16 protein-coding genes and 1 pseudogene are annotated in these 25,350 nt (G+C 73.0%); 6 read left to right on the plus strand and 11 right to left on the minus strand.

All coding sequences use genetic code 11. The features are described from left to right. Positions 1 to 631: 631 nt before the first annotated feature. Positions 632 to 1,270, minus strand: coding sequence for a pyridoxamine 5'-phosphate oxidase (gene pdxH, locus Sm713_RS26405; RefSeq protein ID WP_212914846.1), 639 nt, complete (start codon positions 1,268 to 1,270; stop codon positions 632 to 634). 428 nt (positions 1,271 to 1,698) lie between these two features. On the opposite strand from pdxH, the gene Sm713_RS26410 reads away from it, so the two are divergent. Beyond that, positions 1,699 to 2,814 carry a citrate synthase 2 gene (locus Sm713_RS26410; protein WP_212912576.1) on the plus strand — a complete coding sequence of 372 codons (1,116 nt, stop codon included), beginning with the start codon at positions 1,699 to 1,701 and terminating at the stop codon, positions 2,812 to 2,814. 274 nt (positions 2,815 to 3,088) lie between these two features. Here Sm713_RS26410 and Sm713_RS26415 read toward each other — a convergent pair whose 3' ends face one another. The 9 genes from Sm713_RS26415 to Sm713_RS26455 all read right to left on the minus strand — a co-directional run bounded on the left by Sm713_RS26415 (position 3,089) and on the right by Sm713_RS26455 (position 15,379). Then, positions 3,089 to 3,688 carry a TetR/AcrR family transcriptional regulator gene (locus Sm713_RS26415; RefSeq protein WP_212912577.1) on the minus strand — a complete coding sequence of 200 codons (600 nt, stop codon included), beginning with the start codon at positions 3,686 to 3,688 and terminating at the stop codon, positions 3,089 to 3,091. A 4-nt stretch (positions 3,689 to 3,692) separates the two neighbouring features. Continuing rightward, complete coding sequence (locus Sm713_RS26420; RefSeq protein ID WP_212912578.1) at positions 3,693 to 4,430, minus strand: enoyl-CoA hydratase family protein; 738 nt, start codon at positions 4,428 to 4,430, stop codon at positions 3,693 to 3,695. 109 nt (positions 4,431 to 4,539) lie between these two features. Then, positions 4,540 to 6,177 (minus strand): AMP-binding protein, encoded by a 1,638-nt coding sequence (locus Sm713_RS26425; protein ID WP_249416700.1) that lies wholly within the window; start codon positions 6,175 to 6,177, stop codon positions 4,540 to 4,542. A gap of 37 nt (positions 6,178 to 6,214) precedes the next feature. After that, positions 6,215 to 7,402: an acyl-CoA dehydrogenase family protein gene (locus Sm713_RS26430; RefSeq protein WP_212912579.1), complete on the minus strand. Its 1,188-nt coding sequence runs from the start codon at positions 7,400 to 7,402 to the stop codon at positions 6,215 to 6,217. Positions 7,403 to 7,472: 70 nt separating this feature from the next. Then, positions 7,473 to 9,758, minus strand: a complete 2,286-nt coding sequence (locus Sm713_RS26435) for a biotin carboxylase N-terminal domain-containing protein (protein ID WP_212912580.1) — start codon at positions 9,756 to 9,758, stop codon at positions 7,473 to 7,475. A gap of 132 nt (positions 9,759 to 9,890) precedes the next feature. Further along, entirely contained in the window at positions 9,891 to 11,495 is a 1,605-nt protein-coding gene (locus Sm713_RS26440) for an acyl-CoA carboxylase subunit beta (RefSeq protein WP_212912581.1), read from the minus strand. Continuing rightward, positions 11,492 to 13,483, minus strand: a complete 1,992-nt coding sequence (locus Sm713_RS26445) for an acyclic terpene utilization AtuA family protein (protein WP_212914848.1) — start codon at positions 13,481 to 13,483, stop codon at positions 11,492 to 11,494. The genes Sm713_RS26440 and Sm713_RS26445 overlap by 4 nt, the downstream gene beginning before the upstream one ends. 131 nt (positions 13,484 to 13,614) lie before the next feature. Next, on the minus strand, positions 13,615 to 14,427 hold the full coding sequence (locus Sm713_RS26450) for a TIGR03084 family metal-binding protein (RefSeq protein WP_212912582.1): 813 nt from the start codon (positions 14,425 to 14,427) through the stop codon (positions 13,615 to 13,617). Between the two features lie 385 nt (positions 14,428 to 14,812). Beyond that, the gene (locus Sm713_RS26455) at positions 14,813 to 15,379 is read right to left on the minus strand and encodes a GNAT family N-acetyltransferase (RefSeq protein WP_212912583.1); all 567 of its coding nucleotides are present in this window, start codon (positions 15,377 to 15,379) and stop codon (positions 14,813 to 14,815) included. A gap of 408 nt (positions 15,380 to 15,787) precedes the next feature. Between Sm713_RS26455 and Sm713_RS26460 the strand changes: the two genes are divergently transcribed. The 3 genes from Sm713_RS26460 (at position 15,788) to Sm713_RS26470 (ending at position 17,512) form a co-directional block, all read left to right on the plus strand. Further along, on the plus strand, positions 15,788 to 15,961 hold the full coding sequence (locus tag Sm713_RS26460) for a DUF397 domain-containing protein (protein WP_212912584.1): 174 nt from the start codon (positions 15,788 to 15,790) through the stop codon (positions 15,959 to 15,961). A 134-nt stretch (positions 15,962 to 16,095) separates the two neighbouring features. After that, positions 16,096 to 16,653, plus strand: coding sequence for a dihydrofolate reductase family protein (locus tag Sm713_RS26465; protein ID WP_212912585.1), 558 nt, complete (start codon positions 16,096 to 16,098; stop codon positions 16,651 to 16,653). Between the two features lie 127 nt (positions 16,654 to 16,780). Further along, positions 16,781 to 17,512: a hypothetical protein gene (locus Sm713_RS26470; protein ID WP_212912586.1), complete on the plus strand. Its 732-nt coding sequence runs from the start codon at positions 16,781 to 16,783 to the stop codon at positions 17,510 to 17,512. A 30-nt stretch (positions 17,513 to 17,542) separates the two neighbouring features. On the opposite strand, the gene Sm713_RS26475 is transcribed toward Sm713_RS26470, so the two are convergent. Further along, positions 17,543 to 19,363: a SpoIIE family protein phosphatase gene (locus Sm713_RS26475; RefSeq protein WP_212912587.1), complete on the minus strand. Its 1,821-nt coding sequence runs from the start codon at positions 19,361 to 19,363 to the stop codon at positions 17,543 to 17,545. 272 nt (positions 19,364 to 19,635) lie between these two features. Between Sm713_RS26475 and Sm713_RS26480 the strand changes: the two genes are divergently transcribed. Both Sm713_RS26480 and Sm713_RS26490 read left to right on the plus strand, forming a co-directional pair. Next, positions 19,636 to 24,345: a HAMP domain-containing protein gene (locus Sm713_RS26480; protein WP_249416701.1), complete on the plus strand. Its 4,710-nt coding sequence runs from the start codon at positions 19,636 to 19,638 to the stop codon at positions 24,343 to 24,345. After that, positions 24,342 to 24,986, plus strand: a pseudogene (locus Sm713_RS26490) (two-component system response regulator); the annotation flags it as partial. The gene Sm713_RS26480 and the pseudogene Sm713_RS26490, both read left to right, overlap by 4 nt. Positions 24,987 to 25,350 lie beyond the last annotated feature (364 nt).

Consider the following 25,350-nt stretch of genomic DNA (forward strand, 5'->3'; position numbering starts at 1 on the left):
CGGCGGCACGGAGATGACGTCCACGTTTACGTCCCACCTTTGCGTCCGTCATTGATGATGACCCTCTTCCCGCCCCACGAACAACTGCCCGCTCCGTGAAAAACACCGCTCGATCCCAGCCGTGTCGCGTGCCCCGGAGAAATCCCCTTGAGCATGGGGCACGGGCGTGCCTAGGCTTGGGGTCACTCGGGAAAGGAGGTGGTTCGGCAGATGTACACATACCGGACGCGAGAGGTGACTGCGGGCTAGGGCCCGTCATCACACTCAGTGCGGTGCCGGACCAGCGCGTGTGGGTATCACCCACGTCCTCGGGTCAACCGGGGAGCGCGTAGCCGGCCAATTCCACACAGTCACCCGACCCGCGGGCCGCCGGTACGTCCGGCCGGCTTCCTCCGCTCCGGCGGCAGGAACCATGGCCCGCGGGTTGTCCGTTTTCCAGGGCCTCGTTCACGGGCTGCCCAGGGCCTTGTCCCGGGCTGCTCCAGGGCCTCCGTCCCGGGGCGCGGGTCCGGACCGGTACCGGCCGGGTGGGGGCCCGGCGCGGCGCGGGAAGGGCAGGCAACGCCTCGGGGAGAAACAGGCACTGCCTCCGGGACGGATCAGGGACAGATCAGGACAGATCAGGGACGGATCAGGGATAGAGCCGTTCGATGCGCCACGCGCCCGCGGGGGTGCGGATGTAGCGCAGCCGGTCGTGCAGGCGGTTCTCCCGGCCCTGCCAGAACTCCACCGTCTCCGGCGCGATCCGGAAACCGCCCCAGTGCGGCGGCGCGGGCACGGACTCGCCCTCCGGGTAGCGGGTGACCAGCTCCTCGTAGGCGCGGTCCAGCTCCGCGCGCGAGGCGACCTCCGAGGACTGCTCGCTGGCCCAGGCGCCGAGCTGGGAGCCGTGCGGCCGGGTGCGGAAGTAGGCGGCGGTCTCGTCGCGGCCGGTGCGGGACACGGTGCCCGTGACGACCACCTGGCGGGCCATCGGGTGCCAGGGGAAGACCAGCCCGACACGGGGGTTCTCGGCGAGGTCCCGGGCCTTGCGGGAGGTGTAGTTCGTGTAGAAGACGAAGCCCCGCTCGTCGTACTGCTTGAGCAGCACCGTCCGGGAGCTGGGGCGCCCCTCGGCGTCCGCGGTGGAGACGATCATGGCGTTGGGCTCGTACAGGCCGCCCTGCTCCGCGGCGCGTACGGCCTCCTCGAACCACCGCGCGAACTGCTCCATGGGCGCCGTTGCGAGATCGGCCTCGGACAGGCCCTCGGCGCGGTAGTGGGCGCGCATCTCGGCAGGATCGGCCGCGCCGGGCGGCACCGCCACCGGGGGGTGGGCTGCGGCGTCGATGGCGGCGGCGTCGGCCGCGGCGGCTGCGGCGGCAGCCGTGTCCGCGGCGAGGTCGGCTGGGGTGGCGTCGGCTGGGTGCGCACGGTCTGTCACGCAGTCATCTTGCCGTACGGACTGCCTCGGGCGGTGGTGAGGGCCCGTACGCGTTTCCGGTTCGGTGCGGGGGTGAACGGCGGGCGACGAGGGTGACGGACGCAGTTCAATGACTACTCATAACTTCGTAGCCTGCATGTGGACCGTTCGCGGTACCGACCGCCGTTTCCGGCGCATCGACCGCACCATCGGCCGACTCACCACCGCACCATCGACCGCACTCACCACCGCACCATCGACCGCACTCACCATCGACCGCACTAAGGAGCCCGCCCGTGTCCGACTTCATACCGGGTCTCGAAGGGGTCGTCGCCTTCGAGACGGAGATCGCCGAACCCGACAAGGAAGGCGGCGCCCTGCGCTATCGCGGCGTCGACATCGAGGACCTGGTGGGCAACGTCACCTTCGGCCACGTGTGGGGGCTCCTCGTCGACGGGTCCTTCGACCCGGGCCTGCCGCCCGCCGAGCCGTTCCCGATCCCCGTGCACTCCGGCGACGTACGCGTGGACGTCCAGGCCGCCCTCGCGCTGCTGTCGCCCGTGTGGGGCCTGAAGCCGCTGCTCGACATCGACGCGGAGCAGGCCCGCGCCGACCTGGCGCGGGCCGCCGTGATGGCGCTGTCGTACGTGGCCCAGTCGGCGCGCGGGCAGGGGATGCCGATGGTGCCGCAGCGGGAGATCGACAAGGCAGGCAGCATCACGGAGCGGTTCATGACCCGCTGGCGGGGCGAGCCGGACCCGCGGCACGTGGCCGCCGTCGACGCGTACTGGACGTCGGCCGCGGAGCACGGCATGAACGCGTCCACGTTCACCGCGCGCGTCATCGCCTCCACGGGCGCGGACGTCTCCGCGGCGCTGTCCGGGGCGGTGGGCGCCATGTCCGGGCCGCTGCACGGCGGCGCGCCGTCGCGGGTGCTCGGCATGATCGAGGAGATCGAGCGCACGGGCGACGCGGAGGCCTACGTGCGCGGGGCGCTGGACCGCGGTGAGCGGCTGATGGGCTTCGGCCACCGGGTCTACCGGGCCGAGGACCCGCGCGCGCGGGTGCTGCGGCGCACGGCGAGGGAGCTGGGCGCGCCGCGGTTCGAGGTGGCCGAGGCCCTGGAGCGTGCGGCACTCGCGGAACTGCACGCGCGCCGGCCGGATCGGGTGCTGGCGACGAACGTGGAGTTCTGGGCGGCGATCGTGCTGGACTTCGCGGAGGTGCCGGCGAACATGTTCACGTCGATGTTCACGTGCGCGCGCACGGCGGGGTGGGCGGCGCACATCCTGGAACAGAAACGGACCGGCCGCCTGGTCCGTCCGACGGCCCGGTACGTGGGCCCCGGCCCCCGGGCGGTGGCCGACGTCCCCGGCTTCTCCGGGACGGCGGCTCCGCAGCCCGGCGACTGAGGCTGTCCGCGGGACGGGCGCGGGGCCGGTCGCGAGGGGGCCGGCCGCTTCGGGGCGTCCCCCACTGCCTGAAGGGGTCCTTGCACCATGCCCGCCCGGGTCGCGTGGCCTGGCACCGCGCCCTATCGGACGCTCATGGTGCAAGGACCCCTAAGGGCGTGGGAGGTGCCCCCAGACCTGACGGTCTCGTCGCGGCTGGTCGCGCCCACCCGGGGGAGCCACACAATGTCAGGGCCCCGCGCCCCTCGGTGGACCGGGGCGAAGCCCCGCGTGCTCACCCCAAAGCCTCGTCCAGCAGTGCCGCCCACTGCCTCACCACCCGCTCCCTGCGCGGGGTGTCGTCCGTGAGGAGTGCCGCGAGGCCCAGGCCGCGGGCCATGTCCAGGAGGCCCTGGACGGTCTCCCTGGCGCCGGGTACGGACTCGTCGACCCCGAGCAGTTCCACGGCGATGCGGTGAGTGTCGCGGCCGACCCTGGCCTCCAGCTCGGTGACCCGCACGCGGAGCAGGTCCTCGTGGGCGGCGGCCGTCCAGAGCTGGAGTGCGGCCTTGAACAGCGGGCCGGTGAAGAGGTCGACGAGGGCGGCGACGACGGCCCTGCGGTCGTGCGTGCCGTCCGGGAACAGTGCGCGCAGTGCGCTGGAGCGCTGCTCGGCCACGTACTCGACGGCCGCCGTGAAGAGGTCCTCGCGGGTCGGGAAGTGGTGCTGGGCGGCGCCCCGGGAGACGCCCGCGCGCTCGGCGACCACGGCGACGGTGGAGCCCGCCCAGCCGTGCGCGGCGAGGCAGGTCACGGCGGCCTCCAGGAGCCGCTGCCGGGTCAGCCGGCTGCGGTCCTGCTTCGGCGTGCGGTCCGCCGCGGTCACCGTGCCCATGCCGTCACCGTACCCACGCCGGATCCCGCCGCTCCATGAACGCCGCCATCCCCTCGCGGGCCTCCGCGGAGCCGAACAGGCGGGCCGTGAGCGCCGCCATCGCGTCGCCGCCCGACCCGAAGGCCTCCAGCACGCGCGCGTTGACGAGCTGCTTGGTGGCCCGCAGCGCCTGAGGCGCGGCCTTGCGCAGACCGTCGAGGACGGGGGCGAGCGCGGCGTCGACGTCCTGTGCGGCGGCCGTCAGCAGCCCGATCCTGGCCGCCTCCGGGGCGTCGAAGCGCTCGCCCGTCAGCCAGTAGCGGCTCGCGGCCCGCGCGTCGAGGCGTGGCAGCAGCGGCAGGCTGATGAGCGCGGGGGCCACCCCGAGGCGCACCTCCGTGAACGCGAACGTGGCCTCCGGGCCCGCCACGGCGATGTCGCACGCGCCGAGCAGCCCGAGCCCTCCCGCGCGCGCGTGCCCGGTGACCCGGGCGACGACGGGCTTGTCCAGCTCCAGCAGCAGCCGCAGCAGCGCGAGGACCGCGTCCGGGGCCGGCGGGTCCTTCAGGTCGGCGCCCGCGCTGAACGTGGACCCGGAGTGCGTGAGCACGACCGCGCGCACGTCGCCGTCCCCGTCGGCCTTGTGCAGTGCCTCCGTCAGGGCGCTCACCAGGGACCTGGACAGGGCGTTGCGCCGCGGGTGGTCGTCGAGGGTGAGGACGGCGACACCGCGCTCGTGCGCCGTCCTGAGGGGTTCGGTCACGGGCGGCTCCTCACATCGGTGCGGGCGGTGCGGGGCGGGGCGGCGCACGGCCGCTGGGCCCGCCCGGGGGCGACGCCACGCGCGCGTGGCGTCGCCGTGCGGCACGCGGTCACGGCAGGCTCCTCAGTTCCCGGCGGAGGATCTTCCCCGACGCCGCGCGGGGTATCTCGCCGATGAACTCCACCCTCCTGATCTTCTTGTACGGCGCGACGCGCTCGGCCGCCCAGGCCATCACGGAGTCCGCGGTGAGAGCGGACTCGGCGGACCCGGCGGACCCGGCGGACCCGGCGGCGGGCACGACGTACGCCTTGGGGATCTCGTTGCCGTCGTCGTCCACGACGCCGACGACCGCCGCGTCCGCGATCCCGGGGTGGCCGAGGAGCAGCGCCTCCAGCTCCGCGGGCGCGACCTGGTAGCCCTTGTACTTGATCAGCTCCTTGACGCGGTCCACCACGTACAGCCAGCCCTGCCCGTCGGCGTACCCGACGTCCCCGGTGTGCAGCCAGCCCGCCTCGTCGATCATGGCGGCGGTGGCGTCGGGCCTGCCCAGGTAGCCCTTCATCACCTGCGGGCCCCGGAAGGCGAGTTCCCCGGGGACCCCGGCCGGGACGTCCGCCGCCGGGTCGTCGAGCGACAGGACGCGCATCTCGGTGCTCGGCAGCAGCCGGCCGACGGTGCCCGCGGGCACGTCCCGCGCGTCCAGCGGGACGACGTGCGTGCCGGGCGACAGCTCCGTCATCCCGTAGGCCTGGGCCAGGTGCGGCAGCCCGAGCCGCTGCGCGCACTCCTGGGCGAGCGCGCCGTCCAGGGGCGCGGCGGCGCTCAGCACGAACCGCAGCGACGACAGGTCGTAGCGGTCCACCGCCGGGTGCCTGGCGAGCGCCAGGACGATAGGCGGGGCGACGTACAGGCCCGTGACGCGGTGCCGTTCGATGGCGCCGAGGAAGGCCTCCAGGTCGAAGCGGGGCAGGACGACGACGGTGGCGCCGCGCCGCAGAGGGTGGTTCATCAGCGCCGTCAGGCCGTAGATGTGGAAGAACGGCAGCACCGCCAGGATCCGCTGGCCGGGGCCGAGCGGCATCACCGGGTCGAGCTGGGCCAGGTTGGTGGCGATGGAGCGGTGCGTGAGCATCACTCCCTTCGGGGTGCCGGTGGTGCCCGAGGAGTAGGGCAGCGCGGCGATGTCCTCACAGGGGTCGACGGCCGGCAGCGCGGGACCGGGCGGGGTGCCGGGCGCGTCGCGGTCCGCGTCACCGGGATCCGCCGCGCCGAGGTCGCGCAGCGAGCGGTGGCCCTCGGCGCGGTCGGTGACGAAGACCTCCCGGATGCCGCCGGCCCGTTCCGCCGCGGCCCGTGCGACGGGCGCGAGCGCGCCCACGGTGACGATCCACCGTGCGCCGCTGTCGGCGAGCTGCCGGGCGAACTCCTCGGCGGTGGAGAGCGGATGGATCAGGGTGACCGGTGCGCCGGCGCGCGCGGCGCCGTAGAAGGCGGCCGGGTAGTCGATGGTGTTGGGGCTGTGCAGGGCCAGCACGTCGCCCTTGCGGACCCCCGCGGCGGCCAGTCCCGCGGCGATCCTGCGGTGGTCGGCGTCGAGTTGCGCGTAGCCGACGGTGGTGCCGTCGGTGCCGTCGATCAGCGCGGGGGCGTCGCCCCGGGCCGCGGCGCCGCCCAGGACGGCTTCGTGGATGGGCAGTTCGACGGCCGGAACGTCTGTGTAGTGGCTGTAGCGGCTGGACAGGACCACGGCGGCTCCTCACGGCCAGACGGTGGGCGTGGCGGGCTCAGTAGGACTTGGGCAGGCCGAGGCTCTGGTGGGACACGTAGTTGAGGATCATCTCCCTGCTGACCGGCGCGATCCTGGCCACCCGGGCCGCGGTGATCAGCGACGCGATGCCGAACTCGCTGGTCAGGCCGTTGCCTCCGAGGGTGTGCACCGCCTGGTCGACGGCGCGCACGCACGCCTCCCCCGCGGCGTACTTGGCCATGTTCGCGGCCTCTCCCGCGCCGGCGTCGTCGCCCGCGTCGTACAGGCGGGCCGCCTTCTGCATCATCAGGCGGGCGAGCTCCAGCTCGATGTGGGCCTGCGCCAGGGGATGCGCGATGGCCTGGTGGGCTCCGATGGGAGCCTGCCAGACGGAGCGCTCCTTGGCGTACGCCACGGCCCGGTCGAGCGCGTAGCGGCCCATGCCGATCGCGAACGCGGCGGTCATGATGCGCTCGGGGTTGAGCCCGGCGAAGAGCTGGAGCAGGCCGGCGTCCTCGTCCCCGACGAGCGCGTCCGCGGGCAGCCGCACGTCGTCCAGGACCAGCTCGAACTGCTTCTCCGCGGCGTTCAGTTCCATGTCTATCCGCCGCCGCGAGAAGCCCTCGGCGTCCCTCGGGACGACGAACAGGCACGGCTTGAGCTTGCCGGTGCGGGCGTCCTCGGTGCGGCCGACGATCAGCGTGGCGTCCGCGATGTCGACCCCGGAGACGAACACCTTGCGGCCGGTCAGCAGCCAGTCGCCGGTGGCCTCGTCGCGGCGGGCGGTGGTGGTGATGCGGTGCGAGTTGGAGCCCGCGTCGGGCTCCGTGATGCCGAACGCCATGGTGCGGCTGCCGTCGGCGAGCGCCGGCAGCCACTCCGCCTTCTGGGCGCCGGTGCCGAAGCGGGCGATGACGGTTCCGCAGATGGCGGGCGACACGACCATCATCAGCAGGGGGCAGCCCGCGGCGCCGAGTTCCTCCAGCACGAGGGAGAGCTCCTGGATGCCGCCGCCCCCGCCGCCGTACTCCTCGGGGAGGTTGACGCCGAGGTAGCCGAGCTTCGCCGTCTCGCGCCACAGTTCGTCCGGGTGTCCGCCGGCGCCCACCACGGACGTCATGTAGGCGCGGCCGTAGCGCCTGCCGAGCGCGGCGACGGCGGCGCGCAGGTCCCGGTGTTCCGCGCTTTCGTCGCTTTCCTGAGCCGTGCTGCGAGCGGTGCTCATCGGGGCATCTCCTCCGTGCTCTTCGCGGGCAGGTCTTCCGTGCTCTTCGCGGGCAGGTCTTCCGTGCTCATCAGGGCGTCTGGTCCGTGCTCTTCACGGGCGCCCCCGTGCTCTCCGCGGGCGACTCCTCCGTGACGACGGCGAGGAGCGTGCCGGACTCGACCTGGTGGCCCAGGGCGGCGTGCAGGGCGGTGAGGGTGCCGGTGGCCGGCGCGGTGACGGTGTGCTCCATCTTCATCGCCTCCAGCCACAGCAGGGGCGCTCCCGCGGTCACCCGGGCCCCTTCCGCGACGCCCTCCGCGAGGCGGACGACGGTGCCCGGCATCGGGGCGAGCAGCGATCCCGGCGGGCGTTCCTCCGCGGCCGGCAGCGGCAGGCGGGGCAGCGCGGTGAGGGCGGTGTCGCCGACCCACACCCGCGCGCCGCGCACCGTGACGTCGAACGTGCGCCGCACGCCGCCGGCTTCGAGCACGACGCGGTCCGCGGCGGCGCGCAGGACGCGGATGTCGTGGGCGGGGGCGGTGCCCTGGGCCGCACCTGGGGCCGCACCCTGGGCTGTGCGTCCCTCCGGTTCGGTACGCAGGACGTCCTCGACCACGAGCCCGTCGCGGGTGTGCCGGTAGCGGACCTCGTACTCGGTGCCGTCCGGCTCGCCGCGGTACCGCCTGGCCTGCGGCTGCGAGGGGACGTTGCGGAAGCCGCCGAAGCGCGAGCGGCCCTGGGCCGCGGCCACCGCGGCGGCCACCGGGGCGAGCGGGTCGGGGGCGGCGGCGGTCAGCTCGCCCAGGTGGCGTTCGTAGAAGCCGGTGTCCATGCGGCCGGCGGCGAACTCCGGGTGCCGCAGCGACCGCAGAAGCAACTCCCTGTTGGTGACGAGGCCCTGCACGCGTGCGTGCTCCAGCGCCCCGGCGAGCCTGCGCACCGCCTCCGCGCGCGTGGGCGCCCACGCGACCACCTTGGCGAGCAGCGGGTCGTAGTGCATGCCGACGCGGTCGCCGTCCTCGTACCCGGTGTCGAGCCGCAGGCCCCGTCCGCCCGCTCCCGCTCCCGTGCTCCCTAGGGCGAACGGTCCGGTGGTGCTCCCTAGGGCGAACGGTCCCGGGGTGCTCCCCGTGGCACCGGCACCGGCACCGGCACCGGGGGCGCCCTGGGTGGCCGTCCCCGGCACGGCGCCCGGGACGTGCAGGCGGTGCAGGACGCCGGTGGACGGGGCCCAGCCCCGGGCCGGGTCCTCGGCGTAGAGGCGGGCCTCGACGGCGTGGCCGCGCGGGGCCGGCGGGGCGCCGGCCCCGGGGACGGCGGCACGGTCGGCAACGTCAGCGTCAGCATGGTCGGCAGCAGCGGACGAGTCCGCGCCCTCGTACAGGCGCCGGCCCTCGGCGATCCGGATCTGCCAGGCGACCAGGTCGAGCCCGAACACGGCCTCGGTGACCGGGTGTTCCACCTGGAGGCGGGTGTTCATCTCCAGGAAGTGCACGCGCGCGTCCGCGCCGCCGTCGTCCCCATCAGCCGGAGCCACGGCCCCTTCTCCCCCAGCGCCTTCCCCGATCCCGGCCCCTTCGTCGATCAGGAACTCGACCGTGCCCGCGCCGACGTACCCGGTGGCCCGCACCGCGCGCTCGGCGGCCTCGGTGAGGCGCCGCACGAGGCCCGGGGCGAGACCGGGTGCCGGGGCCTCCTCGATCACCTTCTGGTGGCGGCGCTGGAGGGAGCAGTCGCGGGTGCCGAGGGTCCACACGGTGCCGTGCGCGTCGGCCAGCACCTGCACCTCGACGTGCCGGCCGCCCTCGATGTACGGCTCGACGAACACCTCGCCGTCCCCGAACGCGCTCGCCGCCTCGGCGCGCGCGGCGGCCAGCTCCGCGTCCAGCGCGGCCAGGTCCCGGACCACCCGCATCCCGCGCCCGCCGCCGCCCGCAGCGGCCTTCACCAGCACCGGCAGGTCGTCCTCGGTGAGTGCGGCGGGGTCGGTCACCACGGGGACGCCCATGAGCTTCTTGGCGACCGTCTTGGACGCCATCGCCTCGATGGCCTCCGGCGGCGGGCCGACCCACACCAGGCCGGCGCCGGTGACCGCGCGCGCGAAGTCCGCGTTCTCGGAGAGGAAGCCGTATCCGGGGTGCACGGCGTCCGCGCCCGCCGCGAGGGCGGCCTTCACGACGAGGTCGCCGCGCAGGTAGGTGTCCGCGGGGGCCTCCCCCGGCAGGCGTACCGCGGAGTCGGCCACGCGCGCGTGCAGCGCGTCGGCGTCCGCGTCCGAGTACACCGCCACGGTGGCGATGCCCAGGTCGCGGCAGGTGCGCACGATCCGGCAGGCGATCTCGCCGCGGTTGGCGACGAGCAGGGAGGTGATCACCGTTGGCTTACCGTCCGTTCGTCCGACATACCGTCCGTCCCGTCCCGATACCGCTGTCGTGTCGTGTCCTGTTCTCTGTCCTGTCGCGTCACGGCGCCGTCCTCCCCGTCGCTCACGGCGCCGTCCTCCCCGTCACATCCGGAAGACGCCGAAGCCGCCGCGCACGCCCTCGTAGGGCGCCGTGTGAATGGCGGAGAGGCACAGGCCGAGCACGGTGCGGGTGTCGCGGGGGTCGATCACCGCGTCGTCGTACAGCCGGCCCGACAGGAACATCGGCAGCGACTCCGACTCGATCTGCTGCTCCACCATCGCCCGCAGCCCCGCGTCGGCCTCCTCGTCGTACGGCTTCCCGCGGGCGACGGCGGACTGCCGGGCGACGATCGACAGCACCCCGGCGAGCTGCTGGGGCCCCATCACGGCGGACTTGGCGCTCGGCCAGGCGAAGAGGAACCTGGGGTCGTAGGCCCGGCCGCACATGCCGTAGTGCCCGGCGCCGTACGAGGCGCCCATGAGCACGGACAGGTGCGGCACCCGGGAGTTGGAGACGGCGTTGATCATCATCGCGCCGTGCTTGATGATGCCGCCCTGCTCGTAGCTGCTGCCCACCATGTAGCCGGTGGTGTTGTGCAGGAACACGAGCGGGATGTCCCGCTGGTTGGCCAACTGGATGAACTGCGCCGCCTTCTGCGACTCCGCGCTGAACAGCACGCCCTGGGCGTTCGCCAGGACGCCGACGGGGTAGCCGTGCAGCCGCGCCCAGCCGGTGGCGAGACTGGGCCCGTAGAGCGGCTTGAACTCGTCGAAGTCCGAGCCGTCGACGACCCGGGCGACCACCTCGCGCGGGTCGAACGGGACCTTCAGGTCGCCCGGGACGACGCCGAGGAGCTCGTCGGCGTCGTAGGCGGGCGGCTCGACCCCGTCCGGTGCCGGATCCGGGTACGCCTTGCGGTGGTTGAGGCGGGCCACGACCCGGCGGGCCTGGCGCAGGGCGTCGTGCTCGTCGACGGCGAAGTGGTCGGCGAGGCCGGACACGCGCGCGTGCATCTCGGCGCCGCCCAGGGACTCGTCGTCGCTCTCCTCGCCGGTGGCCATCCTCACCAGCGGCGGGCCGCCGAGGAACACCTTGGAGCGCTCCTTGACCATGATCACGTGGTCGGACATGCCCGGCACGTAGGCGCCGCCCGCGGTGGAGTTGCCGAAGACCACGGCCAGGGTGGGGATGCCGGCCGCGGAGAGCCGGGTGAGGTCGCGGAAGAGCGCGCCGCCCGGGATGAAGATCTCCTTCTGGGACGGCAGGTCGGCGCCGCCCGACTCGACGAGGCTGATGGTGGGCAGCCGGTTGGCGAGCGCTATCTCGTTGGCGCGCAGGGCCTTCTTCAGCGTCCACGGATTGCTGGCGCCGCCGCGCACGGTGGGGTCGTTCGCGGTGATCAGGCACTCGACGCCCTCGACGACGCCGATGCCGGTCACCAGGGAGGCGCCCACGGTGTAGTCGCTGCCCCAGCCCGCGAGCGGGGACAGTTCGAGGAAGGGCGTGTCCGGGTCCAGCAGCAGCTCGATGCGCTCGCGGGCGAGCAGCTTGCCGCGGCCGCGGTGCCGCTCGACGTACTTCTCGCCGCCGCCCGCGAGGGCCTGGGCGTGCTCTGCCTCCAGCTCGGCGAGCTTGCCGAGCATGGCCTCACGGTTGGCCGCGTAGCCGGGCGCGGTGGTGTCCAGGGCGGACGCGAGCAGGGTCACTGGGGCTCCTCGGAGCGGGGCGTGCGGGGGGTGCGAGGGGTGGGGGGCGCGGGGGTTTGCGTCTCGGTGCCCGCGGTAGGGCCCCCGGAGGGGTCCGTGGAGGGGCCTGTGGCATGGCCTGTGGGGGGATCCGTGAAGGGATCCGTGAAGGTATCCGTGGAGGGATCCGCGGCCGCCAGCAGGTCTTCCGGGATGTCCACGTGGCGGGCGCGCAGCCACTCGCCGAGCGCCTTGGCCTGCGGGTCGAAACGGTGCCGGGCGGCGACTCCCTCGCCGAGCAGCCCCTCGACCACGAAGTTCAGGGCCCGCAGGTTGGGCAGCACATGGCGGGTGACCGGCAGGTCCGCGCACTCCGGCAGGAGGGTGCGCAGGCGGTCGGTGGTGAGGGTGCGCAGGAGCCAGTCCCAGACGGGGTCCGCGGGGTCCGTGGGGCTCGTGGGGTCCGTGTCCGTGGGGTTCGCCACCGCCCTTTGCGCGGGGCCCTGCGCGAGGCCGGGGCCCCGCGCGAGACCCTGGCGGGCCCAGACACCGATGTTGGCGTCCCCGCCCTTGTCGCCACTGCGGGCGCCCGCGAGGAGGCCGAGCGGCGCGCGGCGCGTACGAACGGCGGGCGCCCCCTCCCCACCCGCCCCCGGCGAGGTCTGCCGGACGTCCGCCTCCAACGGCTCCTGAACGGGCCGCAGTTCCCGGGTGCGGCCGGGTCCCGGTACGTGCTGCCGCCGCCCGTCCGGGAGAACGGCGACGTGCTCGACGGCGCCCTGCGCGACGTACGCCGTCTCGAACACCCCGTAGGGTGTGCCCTTCCCGGGCGGCGCGGTCACGTGGAAGCCCGGGTACGAGGCGAGCGCCAGCTCCACCGCGGCGGCGCCGAGCGCGCGCCCCACCGCCTGCTCGTCGCGGTCGCGCGCGACCAGCCGCAGGACGGCGCTCGCGGCCTCCTCGGTGCCGGCGTCCGGGTGGTCGGTACGGGCGAGTTCCCAGCGCAGTTCGGCGGGCCGCCGCTTGCTCAGGGCGTCCTCCATCTGCGCGCGCACCAGGTCCGCCTTGGCGTCGATGTCGAGCCCGGTCAGCACGAAGACGACCTCGCCGCGGAAGCCGCCGAGCCGGTTCAGGCCGACCTTCAGCGACGGGGGCGGGGGCTCGCCCCGGACGCCGTCGATCGCGACCCGGTCGGGCCCCTGCCGGGTGAGCCGGACGGTGTCGAGGCGTGCGGTGACGTCGGGGCCCGCGTACCGGGCGCCGGAGGTCTCGTAGAGGAGTTGCGCGGTGACGGTTCCGGTGTCGACGAAGCCGCCGGTGCCGTCCTGCTTGGTGATGACGCAGGAGCCGTCCTCGTGGAGCTCGGCGAGCGGGAAGCCGGGGTGGTGGGCGGCGCCGGGACGGTGCGACGCGAAGAACGCGTAGTTGCCGCCGGTGGCCTGGGTGCCGCACTCCAGGACGTGCCCGGCGACCACGGCGCCCGCCAGCTTGTCGTACTCCTCTGGCCGCCACCCGAAGTGCGCGGTGGCGGGCCCCGTGACGAGGGCGGCGTCGGTGACGCGGCCGGTGACCACGATGTCCGCGCCGGCGCGCAGGCAGGCGGCGATGCCGTGGCCGCCGAGATAGGCGTTGGCGGTGACGACGCCCTCGGGCCAGCCGCCTCGGCCGATCAGGTCGTCGCCGGTGACGTGGGCGACGCGCGCGGGTATGCCGAGGCGGTCGGCGAGCTCGCCGAGCCTCTCGGCGAGGGAGGCCGGGTTGACGCCGCCCGCGTTGGCCACGATCCGCACCCCGCGCTCGTGGGCGAGGCCGAGGCACTGCTCCAGCTGGCCGAGGAACGTCTTCGCGTAGCCCAGTGCGGCATCCCGCAGGCGGTCCCGGCCGAGGATCAGCATGGTCAGCTCGGCGAGGTAGTCGCCGGTGAGGACGTCGAGGGCGCCGCCGGTGAGCATCTCGGTCAGGGCGGCGGAACGGTCGCCGTAGAAGCCGGAGAAGTTGCCTATGCGCAGCGGTGGGGGCGGTGGGTGCTGTGAGGCCGTCGAGGGTTGCGAGGCCGTCGAGGGTTGCGAGGCCGACGAGGGTTGCGAGGCCGACGAGGGTTGCGAGGCCGACGAGGGCTGTGCGGGCGGCGGGGCCGGGCTCACCGGGGGCCGTCCGTCCCGTCGGAGGGCGTTCCCGGCGCGCGGCCCTCCCCCGGGGGACCCGCGAAGGCCTGGGCGATGTCGAGCCACTCGTCGGCGTCGGGGCCGTCCGCGTGCACGTCCACGTCCGAGCGGTGCGCGCGCTGGGTGACGAGCAGGCAGAAGTCGACGGCGGAGCCGGTGACGCGCTGGGCGGCGTCCTCGGGGCCGTGGGCCCAGACCTCGCCCGAGGCGGCGGTCAGCTCCACCCTGAACTCCTCCTCGGGTGGCCGCAGTCCGTGCACCAGGTAGGCGAAATCCCGTGCCCTGACGCCGATCCGCACCACGTGCCGCAGCCGATCGGTGGGCTCCCGGACCACGCCGAGGGTGTCGGCGACGTCCTTGCCGTGCGCCCACGTCTCCATGATCCGCCCGGTGGCCACGCCCGCGGGGGACATCGGCGGCCCGTACCAGGGAAACCGCGTCCCGTCCGGCGCCGCCCGCAGCAACCGCTGGAGCTCCTCGCGGCCGGCGCGCCAGCGGGCCATCAACTCGGAGGGGAGCAGCACCGCGCCGGCCTGTGCGGCGTCGTCTATGTACGTGTCCGGGGCCGCGGCGGCCTCCTCGATCTGGGCCGCGAAGGCGTCCGTGTCGGTGGCGGCGAGCAGCGCGGCCCGGTCGGTCCAGGCGAGGTGGGCGATCTGGTGGGCCACGGTCCAGCCGGGTGCGGGGGTCTCCGCGGCCCACTCGCGCGCGGAGAGCCCGCTCACCAGCTGGTCGAGCTCCTCGCTCTCGGCACGCAGGTCGTCGAGCACGGGGCGGGGGTCGGACACGGCGCGCTCCTTACGGTGCGGTGTCCCTGTGCGGGACGACGGTTCCTTGTGCGCCCGGCAGCGCTCGGCCTGGTTCCGGGTGCCTCCGGAAGTGGGCCCGGTCCCGGGGCTTGGGCGGGTCCGGATTCGGTGCCTTGGGCAGGTTCGGGGCGCGGTCCCGGGGCCGTTCCGGGGGCGGGGCAGGGCGGTATGTGCGGTGAGCATGGCACGGGGCCGGAACCAAAACAAGCATGCGTGCTTGTATTTTCACGTTGTGGTGGCGTTCCGGAAGAGGCCCCCTCTCCCTCGGCCGCTGGCGCGGAGCCACAGCCGGAAAATCCATCGAAGGCGGTGGCAAGGGGCACCTACGCTGCCGCCTTCGACGAACAGGATGTGTCAGTCGGTGTCAGTCGGTGCTGCTCGGGGCCACCCTGGACGGGCCCGCGAAGTCCTCGGGCAAGGCGTCCATCAGGAGTTCATCGACGGATCGGCCGAGCCAGTACCCGGCCTTACGGAGGCGCCCGGCCTGCCGGAAGCCCGCCTTCTCGTAGGCGACGATGCCGGCCCTGTTGGGTTCCAGGACCTTGAGCCAGACGCCGCGCAGGGCGGCCAGGTTGAACGCCCAGTCGAGCGTCAGGGTGGTCGCCTCGGTGGCGTAGTGGTTCCCGCGCGCCTCCGGGGCCAGAAGAATGATGTACTCGGCTCGTTGTACAGCCTGATCGACGTAGAGCACGGTCATTCCGATGGCTTGTTCGTCCTCCAGCCGCACGACTTCGAAAGAGCGGCGCATCTCGCTCCTCGCCTGGGCCTCCCAACCGGCGGCGCGGACCTCCCAGGCCGTCGGCATCTGGGTGCCGTATCCCAGGATCGTCCCGGGATCGTTCTCCCAACGGTGGTATTCGGGCAACAGCTCCTGCCGCGGCAGGCCCAGGGCGAGCCGGTCGCCGCGCAAGAGAATGTGAGGCTGGCTCACGGGATGGCTCCTCTCGAACCCCGGTGTCGTGGTCCGGGGCCGTCCGGTGTGCAGATCGTTGTGTACAGGGAGGTCTCAGGCGGCTCTTCGATCGGCCGTTCCTCCTGATCGGCAATCCATCAGCACAAGGCGGTGCCCTGCGGGCACGAGGTCGACGCCCGCCCATGCGCTCCGCCCCCGCGTCTGCCACTGGACGTCGACCAGGTACGAAGCGAGCCAGTCGACGTTGACCTGTCCTCCCACCAGACCGGAGATCGCCTGCGAACTCGCCCCCCACACCCCCCATCGGCGTGGGAAACCGTATACACCGGACAGGCCCCCGCCGCGTCTGTGATCACTGCGACCGTGCCCATCGCGCGAGCACGTACGATCGTGAACGAGCCCGCCCACGCGTGCGCGTAGGCAGAGATGTCCGAGCAGGTCAAGGCCCCTGCAGGGGTTGCGGGGCTCGCCGGCGGCGGACCGGTCGTACGCGACTCCAAAGACCCGACGGGACCGGTGCTCGGGTTCGGTACTGCTGTGTGGTCCTCGTTCATCCAGAGTGCAAAGGACGGTGGCTTCGGCCGCTGTCCGAAACCGTGAACAATGACGGCGCGCACCACCCGGAGGTGACTCCGGGTGGCGACTGAGCGATTCGAGATCACCCCAGCCCGGGGGCTGGGCACTGGTGGTCCGGAACCGATACTCGCCTACCCGACCGGCGCTAGGCTCGCGCAATGCGACCTCTCAGATATTCCATCAACGTCACACTGGACGGCTGCTGCGACCATCGCGAAATCCTCCCGGACGAGGAATTGCACCGCCACGCGACCGAGAACATCGCCCAAGCCGATGCCCTGCTCTTCGGCCGGGTTACCTACGACATGATGGAGGCGGCCTGGCGGCCGTCGGCGCGCGCGGGAGCAACGACCGACTGGCCCGACTGGATGGAACCCTTCGCCCGGACCATCGACGCGGCGAAGAAGTACGTCGTGTCGAGCAGCCTGGAACGGGTCGACTGGAACGCGGAGTTCGTACGCGGGGACTTGCGAAATGCCGTTCAGCAGCTCAAGCAGGAGCCAGGTAACGGTCTGTTCGTGGGCGGAGTGAAGCTCCCGCTGGCCCTCGCGGAAATGGGATTGATCGATGAGTACGAGTTCGTGGTGCAGCCCAGGCTGGTAGGACATGGGCCGACGCTGTTCGCGGGGCTGTCCAAGCAGGTCGACTTGAGGCTCGTGGGCCGGTGGGAGTTCGGCTCGGGGGCCGTCGCGATGCGGTACGAACCGAAAGGGTGACGCCGGGGAGGCCGTGAGCGGCGTTCCCGGACTCCCCCGGTTTCCGTACGCCCCCGTGCCCTTTGAGTGCCCGGATGAGTACCCGTACGGATAGCAGCAGCCCATCCGCTGGAAAACGATGGCCGCCATGACCACCACCTCGCGGGTCGCCATGCCGGTCGCGGCCGTTCTGCTGCTGGTCCCCGCGCTCGCCGCCTGCGGGGGCGCGACCGACGGGAAGACCGTGCGCGAACTCGCCGCCGGCCCCGACGCCGTGAAGGCACGTCAGCAGGCCGAGTCGGCCATCCGCGACACCGTCGCCGCCTGGGACACCGGCACCCCGCTCACGCTCGGCCTCCTCGCCCTGGAGGACACGTGCGCCGGCGGGACGGCGAAGGAGTGGTTCTACTCCACCGGCGACGACCGGTACAAAATCCGCTGCACCCTGTACGCCACCGCCTATTTCGGCGCCGATCCCCGCCATATGGCCGACACGATCGACGGGATCCTCACCGCGGGGGACCGCACGGGGTCCCCCATTCCCTTCGCCCACGACTTCCAGTACGCGCGCACGGTCGTGGACTACTACCGGGGCAGGACCGGCGACCCGCAAGGGCCGGGGACCGGCGAACCGACGCTGCTCAGCGCGGCTCCGGTCACGCTCCGATGGGACCAGGTGAAGAGCGAGGGGAACGAGGAGAGCAGGGGCAAGCGCGAACTGATCGGCGAACCCCGCCCGTGCGCACCCAGGGGCCCGCCGACGCTGCGGCGCTGCCTGCGCGAGCCGGCCTCCACCAGCGTGGCCGATCTGCGCCGCACGTACGGGATGGTGTTCGAGCTTCCCTTCGTCGCCGACGATTACTTCGTCGTCTGGAAGTGACCCCCGCGAAGTGACCCCCTGGAAGTGACCCTACGCCCCCCGACGCCCACCCCCCGGCGGCGTCGCGTGAAGGACTACGACCGCCAGGTCGTCCTCCACCGGCTCGGGGCTGAAGTCGTGCGTCGCCTGGCGGACGCGTTCCGCGATCGCCATCGCGCCCATGCCCGCGCAGCCGGCGAGGATCCGGGCCAGGCCGTCCCCGTCGTCCAGCTGCCGCTGGCCGTCGCGGCGCTCGGTGACGCCGTCGGTGACGCACAGCAGGGTCTCGCCGGGTGCGAGGAGGAAGGACTCCGCGGTGAAGTCGGTGTCCTCGTCGATGCCGAGCAGCATCTGCGACTCGGCGACGGACTGGACCTTTCCGCCGGCGGTCATCCGCAGGGGCAGCGGGTGGCCCGCGCTGGCCAGGGTGCACTGGGCGCCGCCGGCGTGCGGGTCGGGGGTCAGTTCGCCGTAGACCATGCTCAGGAACCTCGGCTGGGCGCCCTCGACGGCGACGCTCACCGCCTCCGCCGCGTCCTCCGCCATGACCGCGTTCAGCCAGCCGAGCACCGCCTCGACGCCGTGTCCCTCGCGGGCCAGCAACCGCACCATGTGGCGGGTGAGGCCGGTCACCGACATCGCCTCCGCGTCCTTGCCCTGGACGTCGCCGAGCAGGAAGCACCAGCGGCCGTCACCGGTGGGGAACAGGTCGTAGAAGTCGCCGCCGACGGTCAGGCCGCTGGCGTGCGGCTCGTAGACGATCGCGGACTCCACGCCGGGCAGGCTGCCGAGCGAGGCGGGGAGCTGGCGGCGTTGCAGGGCCGTGCTGATGCTGGTCTGGCGGGCGTACCGGCGGGCCGTGTCCAGGGCCTGGGCGATCCTGCGTGCCACGTCCTCCGTGGTGCGTGCGGCGGAGTCGGTGATCTCGGCGGGTGCGGCGCGGCCGATCACCAGCGAGCCGCGGCACTCGCCGCCGGACACCATGGAGAAGGCCAGCGCCGAGCCTCCGGGGTCGCCGTCGGCGGCCTCCGGCCACGGCCAGGCCAGGCCCGCGGTCCACAGCTCGCAGGGCGGCGGGTCGGGCTCCAGCTGGCGGCGGAGGGGGGCGATGCGGCGCTCGTCCATGTGCCAGACGCTGGCGAGCCGCATGTCGCCGGCCTCGGTGGCGAGCCAGACCGCGCACCAGTCGGCGAGCCTCGGCACCATGAGCTGGCCGGCCAGGGCGGCGACCATGCCCTCGTCGAGCTGGCCGGAGAGGAGCTCGCTGGCCTCCGCGAGGAACGTCCCGCCGTGCGCGGCGGGCCCGGCGGCACCGTGGTACTCGACCTGGGCGGACGGATGCGCCACCTCGCTGGCCTCCAGCTGCCGGTACAGGGCCGTGTTCAGCGGGCCGACGGGGGCTTCGGACTCGTCGGAGTCGGCGATCCGCAGCCGGCACCAGACGGCCTTCTCCTTGCGCCGGTAGGTCACCCCCCACGACTCCGCGAGCGCGCCGACGATCTGGAGGCCGAGGCCCCGCCCGCTGCCGCGCGTGGCGGAGGCGCCGGGCACCGTGCCCGAGGGCTGCCGGTCGACGACCTCGATCCTGGCGCCCGTCAGCTCGCCGTCCCGGTCCCACGCCGTCTCCACCTGGCAGATCACGTCCATCGTGGTGCCCGCGTGGATCAGGGCGTTCGTCGTCAGCTCGCCGACGAGCAGCGCGGCGTCGTCCGCGAGGCGCTCGGCGGGGCGGCCGAGGGAGGACGTCGACAGGGCCCGCTCGGTGATCACCGCCCGTACGAAGGCGCGGGCCCGGGAGGGCGCCACCTGGCTCGCGGGCAGCCGCGTTCCCGCGCCGGAGCCGGGACGGTCCGGGACCGGGCCGACGCCCACCCGGCTCTCCCTACCGGGTGCCGGCCCGTTCGCGGCGGGGCCGGCACCCGCTCGCTGCGTACCCGCACCGGATCCCGGCCCCTCGGGTACCGGACCGGAATCCGCCCGGGAGAGGGGTGGCTCCTGCACAGAGCCCTCCTGACTCGAACGGTTGCCCTAAAAGACACTATAGTGACGTAGATAACCCTTCTCATCCGGAGTGCCTGGATTGCCGAGTAGGGCAGTCACTCTTGGCCGATCCGGCGCCCCGGGCCACGACCCCAGGGAACGGCATGACGGACGCCATGGAGCGGAACGCGGAGACGGTGCGCGTCGAGGACCTGCGGCCACTCCTGGGCACGCTCAGGTCTCTGTGCGACGGCGACTTCTCCGTACGGATGGCGGAGAACGGCGATGGCCTGCTCGGCGAGCTGGCGAACGCGGTCAACCGCGTCGCCGCCCGCAACGAGCACCTGTCCACCGAGGTGCGCCGGGTGCGGCGCGTGGTCAGCAGGGAGGGCATGCTCGACGAGCGGCTCTCGGACAGCCCGGGCCCCGGCGCCTGGGAGAGCACGGTCAGGGACACGAACCAGCTGGTGGAGGCCCTGGCCCTGCCGATGGTGAACGCCACCAGGGTGCTGGAGGCGGTCGCGGAGGGCGACCTCAGCAAGCAGATGGAGCTGCGGGTCGGCACCCGGCAGCTCCACGGCGACCTGCGCAGCCTGGCGGTGGGCCTGAACCGTGTGGTCGACCACCTGTCCTCGTTCACCGGCGAGGTCATGCGGGTCGCGCACGAGGTCGGCACGGAGGGACGGCTCGGCGGGCGCGCCAGCGTCCGGGGGCTCTCCGGTTCCTGGCGGAGCCTGACGGAGGCCGTCAACACGATGGCGTCCCGGCTGACCGCCCAGGTCCGTGACATCTCGGCCGTGACGACGGCGGTGGCGAGCGGCGACCTGACCCGCAAGGTCACCGTCGAGACCGCGGGCGAGCTGCTGGAGCTGAAGCTCACCGTGAACACCATGGTCGACCAGCTCTCGGCGTTCGCCGACGAGGTCACCCGCGTGGCCCGCGAGGTCGGCACCGACGGCACCCTCGGCAGCCAGGCCCAGGTACGCGACGTGAAGGGGGTCTGGCGGGACCTCACGAACAACGTCAACCTCATGGCGTCCAACCTCACCTCCCAGGTCCGCAACATCGCCCAGGTCACCACGGCGGTGGTACGCGGCGACCTCAGCCAGAAGATCACGGTGGACGCGAAGGGCGAGATCCGCCAGCTGATGAGCACCGTGAACACGATGGTCGACCAGCTCTCGGCGTTCGCCGACGAGGTCACGCGGGTGTCCCGCGAGGTCGGTACCGAGGGCAACCTCGGCGGTCAGGCCCACGTCCGGGACGTCAGCGGCGTGTGGAAGGACCTCACCGACAACGTCAACTCCATGGCGTCGAACCTCACCTCCCAGGTCCGCAACATCGCCCAGGTCGCCACCGCCGTCGCCAACGGCGACCTCTCCAAGAAGATCGACGTCGACGCACGCGGCGAGATCCTCGAACTCAAGACCACCCTCAACACCATGGTCGACCAGCTCTCGGCGTTCGCCGACGAGGTCACGCGCGTGGCCCGCGAGGTCGGCACCGAGGGCAACCTCGGCGGTCAGGCGCAGGTGCGGGACGTCTCCGGGGTCTGGAAGGGCCTCACCGACAACGTCAACTTCATGGCGTCGAACCTCACCTCCCAGGTCCGCAACATCGCCCAGGTCACCACGGCCGTCGCCAACGGAGACCTCTCCAAGAAGATCGACGTCGACGCACGCGGCGAGATCCTCGAACTCAAGACGACCGTGAACAGCATGGTCCAGCAGCTGCGGGACTTCGCCGACGAGGTCACGCGCGTGGCCCGCGAGGTCGGCACCGAGGGCAACCTCGGCGGCCGGGCCCAGGTGCACGGGGTGTCGGGGGTGTGGAAGGACCTCACGGACAACGTCAACTTCATGGCGTCCAACCTCACCTCCCAGGTCCGCAACATCGCCCAGGTCGCCACCGCCGTCGCCAACGGCGACCTCTCCAAGAAGATCGACGTCGACGCACGCGGCGAGATCCTCGAACTCAAGACCACCCTCAACACCATGGTCGACACGCTGTCCGCCTTCTCGTCGGAGGTCACCCGCGTGGCCCGCGAGGTCGGCAGCGAGGGGCAGCTCGGCGGCCAGGCCCGCGTCGAGGGCGTGTCCGGCAACTGGAAGCGGCTGACCACCGGCGTGAACGAGCTGGCGCTGAACCTCACCACGCAGGTCCGCGCGATCGGCGAGGTCGCGAGCTCCGTCGCCAAGGGCGACATGTCCCGCTCGGTCACGGTGGAGGCGCAGGGCGAGGTCGCCGACCTCAAGGACAACGTCAACCGCATGGTGTCGAACCTGCGCGAGACCACCCGCACCAAGGACTGGCTGGAGTCCAACCTGACCCGTATCGCCGGCCTGATGCAGGGCCACCGGGACCTGGTCGAGGTCGCCGATCTGATCCTGCGCGAGCTGGCGCCGCTGGTGAACGCGCACTCCGAGGTGTTCTTCCTGGTCGACTCCGCGGCCAGGCCCGGCGAGGGCCTGGAGCTGATCGCCGACTACGGCATCGGCGGCCGGGGCCGCGAGGACCTCAAGGCGGAGTCGCCGCTGCGCGGCCTGGTGTCGCAGGCCCTGCGGGAGAAGCGGCGCATCCTCATCGAGGACGCCCCGCCCGACTACGTGACCGTGCGCTCCGGCCTCGGCGCCTCCCCCGCCTCCAGCATCCTCATCCTGCCGATCCTCTTCGAGGACAGGCTGCTGGGAGTCATCGAGCTGGCGTCGTTCAGCGCGTTCAACGAGATCCAGCTCACGTTCGTCGACCAGTTCGCGCACACCATCGGCGTCTCGTTCAACACCATCCTCGCCAACGCCCGCACGGAGGCGCTGCTGTCGGAGTCCCAGCGCCTCACCTCCGAGCTGCGCAAGCGCTCCGACGAACTCCAGCGGTCCAACGCCGAGCTGGAGGAGAAGGCGGCGCTGCTGGCCACCTCCTCGCAGTACAAGTCGGAGTTCCTGGCGAACATGTCGCACGAGCTGCGCACGCCGCTCAACTCCCTGCTCATCCTGGCCCGGCTGCTCGCCGACAACCCGGACGGCCACCTGTCAGGACAGGAGGTCGAGTTCGCCGGCACGATCCACCGTTCCGGCGCGGACCTGCTCCAGCTGATCAACGACATCCTGGACCTGTCGAAGGTCGAGGCGGGCCGGATGGACGTCCGCCCGAAGAACCTGCCGCTGACCAAGCTGCTCGACTACGTGCACGCCACGTTCCGGCCGCTCACCATCGACCGCGGCCTGGGCTTCGACATCTCGGTAGGCGAGAACGTCCCCAGGGAGCTGTACTCCGACGAGCAGCGCATCCAGCAGGTGCTGCGGAACCTTCTCTCCAACGCCGTGAAGTTCACGAACTCCGGCGGCATCGAGCTGCGCGTGGAGCCCGTGCCGCCGTCCGCGTTCGAGGAGATCACCCTGCGTGACGCCGAGTCCGTCATCGCCTTCTCCGTGAAGGACACCGGCATCGGCATCCCGCCGGAGAAGCTGGCGGTGGTGTTCGAGGCGTTCCAGCAGTCGGAGGGCACCACCAACCGCAAGTACGGCGGCACCGGCCTCGGCCTCTCCATCAGCAGGGAGATCGCCGGACTGCTCGGCGGCCGGATCGACGCCGAGAGCGAGGAGGGCGTCGGCTCGCGCTTCACCCTCTACATACCGGCCCAGCTGCCCACCAGGGCGCTCGCGGCGGCCACGGGGAGCGCGACGCCCGGGATCGGTGCGGGGGGCGAGAAGGTGGCGGAGATCCTCGGCAGTGAGGCGGGGACCGCGGGTGCGGCCGGGGCGGCCGGTGCCGGGGCGGCCGTCGGGCCGCCGAGCCCCGGTGGCGGTGCCGCTGCGGGCGGCGGGCTCGCGGGCCGCTCCTCCGGCGGGCGGCGGCCCGGTGCGGGGACGGGCCGCGGGGACGACGTGTTCGCGTCGGCCGGCACACCGACGGTGCTGCCGGAGCCAGGCGGGGAGGAGCGGGCTCCCGGGGCGGGTCCGGCAGGGGCCGGGCCTGCCACGGGGGCCCCGGAGGCGGAGACCGCACCCGCCGCGGAGGGCGGACCGGCGCCCGCGGCCGGCACGGCGCCCGCCGGGGCGGAACCGGTCGAGCTGAGCACCGCCGAGGCGCTCTCCCCCTACCGCGCACCCGACGAGGACCGCGAGGAGGCCTGGCCGGAGACGACCCGGCTGAAGCAGTGGCTGAGCGGACGGCCCGGCCGGATGCTGACCGGCCGGCACATCCTGATCGTCGACGACGACATCCGCAACGTCTTCGCCCTGACCCACATGCTCGGCCGCGTCGGCATCTCCGTGAAGTACGCGGAGAACGGCCGGGAGGGCTTCGAGGTGCTGGACCGCTCGCCGGAGATCTCGCTGGTGCTGATGGACATCATGATGCCGGAGATCGACGGGTACGAGGCGATCCGCACCATCCGCGCCACCCCGCGCCTCGCGGACCTGCCGATCATCGCGCTCACGGCGAAGGCGATGCCCGGCGACCGCGAGAAGGCACTCGAATCCGGCGCGGACGGATACGTCCCCAAGCCGGTGAACGTCGACCAGCTCCTGTCGGCGATCTACGAGCAGCTCGAATCGAGGGACGGGGAGCCGGTCGAGGGCGAGGGGCCTGGTGAGGGTGAGAGGCCCGGCGGGGGCGAGGGGCCCACCGGGGAGGAGCCCGGAAGCGAGGTTCACGGTGAGGCTCGCGGTGAGGCCCGCCCGGGCGGGGAGCCCGCCGAGGACGAGGAACGCACCGCCGGCCGGGAGTCCGGGGAGGAGCGGACCGTCGGCGCCGGATCCGGCGGATCCACCGGATCCGCCCGGGAGCGCACCGCCGGCACGGAACCGGCCGGCCGGAACGAGGGGGAGGAAGAGTCAGGAGAGTCGGCGCCGCCACGAGGAAAGTCCACATGAGCACACCAGCATCCACATCAGCATCCGCATCACCCGTCGCCACCACGCCCGAGAGGTCCAGCATCCTCATCGTCGACGACATGGAGGAGAACCTGGTCGCGCTGGCGGCGGTGCTCGGACCGCTCGGCCAGCGAGTGGTCTTCGCCCACTCCGGCGAAGAGGCGCTCAAGGCGATGCTGCGGCAGCAGTTCGCCGTCGTCCTCCTCGACATCCTGATGCCGGGCATGGACGGCTTCGAGACGGCGGGGAACATCAAGCGGCTCGACCAGACCAAGGACGTGCCGATCATCCTCCTCACCGGCACCGACGTGGACCCCGACTACGCCTACCGCGGCTACGCCGTGGGCGCCGCCGACTTCCTGGCGAAGCCCATCGACCCCTGGGTGCTGCGCACGAAGGTCAGCGTGTTCCTGGAACTGCACCGCAAGAACCGCCAGCTCGCCGTCCAGACCGAGCAGCTGCGCCGGCTCCTGATCGCCGACCAGGGCGAGGACGCGGGCTACACGGAACGGCTCACGGAGATCACCTGGCGCCTGATGCAGATCGAGTCACTCCTCCGCGAGGGCGACAGCCCGACGACGACGGCCCTGGCCGACCAGATCGGAGAGCTTGAGGCCGTGGTCAAGGACCTGAGGCAGGGCGCGTCCACGGGCGCGTCGGCATCCGGCGGGCCGGCATCCGGCGGGCCGGCATCCGGCGGGCCGGCATCCGGCGGGCCGGCATCCGGCGGGCCGGCATCCGGCGGGCCGGCATCCGGCGGGCCGGCATCCGGCGGGCCGGCATCCGGCGGGCCGGCATCCGGCGGGCCGGCGTCCGGCGGGCCGGCTGGGGGGTCGGCCACGGGCGGGTGAGAGCAGGGGCGAGTCGTCAAGGGCGGCTCGTACCCTTTGCCCGCGCCGGGCCCCAGCTAGCGGTCCGCCCATCTCGGGACTCGGGCACTTCGGGTTGACCTCGCACATCACCTTTCACGAAAACCAGTAAGGCAACGTGTTCAGGCGATAAGGA

Origin of the sequence: Streptomyces sp. TS71-3 (assembly GCF_018327685.1) — a bacterium.
Taxonomy (GTDB): domain Bacteria; phylum Actinomycetota; class Actinomycetes; order Streptomycetales; family Streptomycetaceae; genus Streptomyces.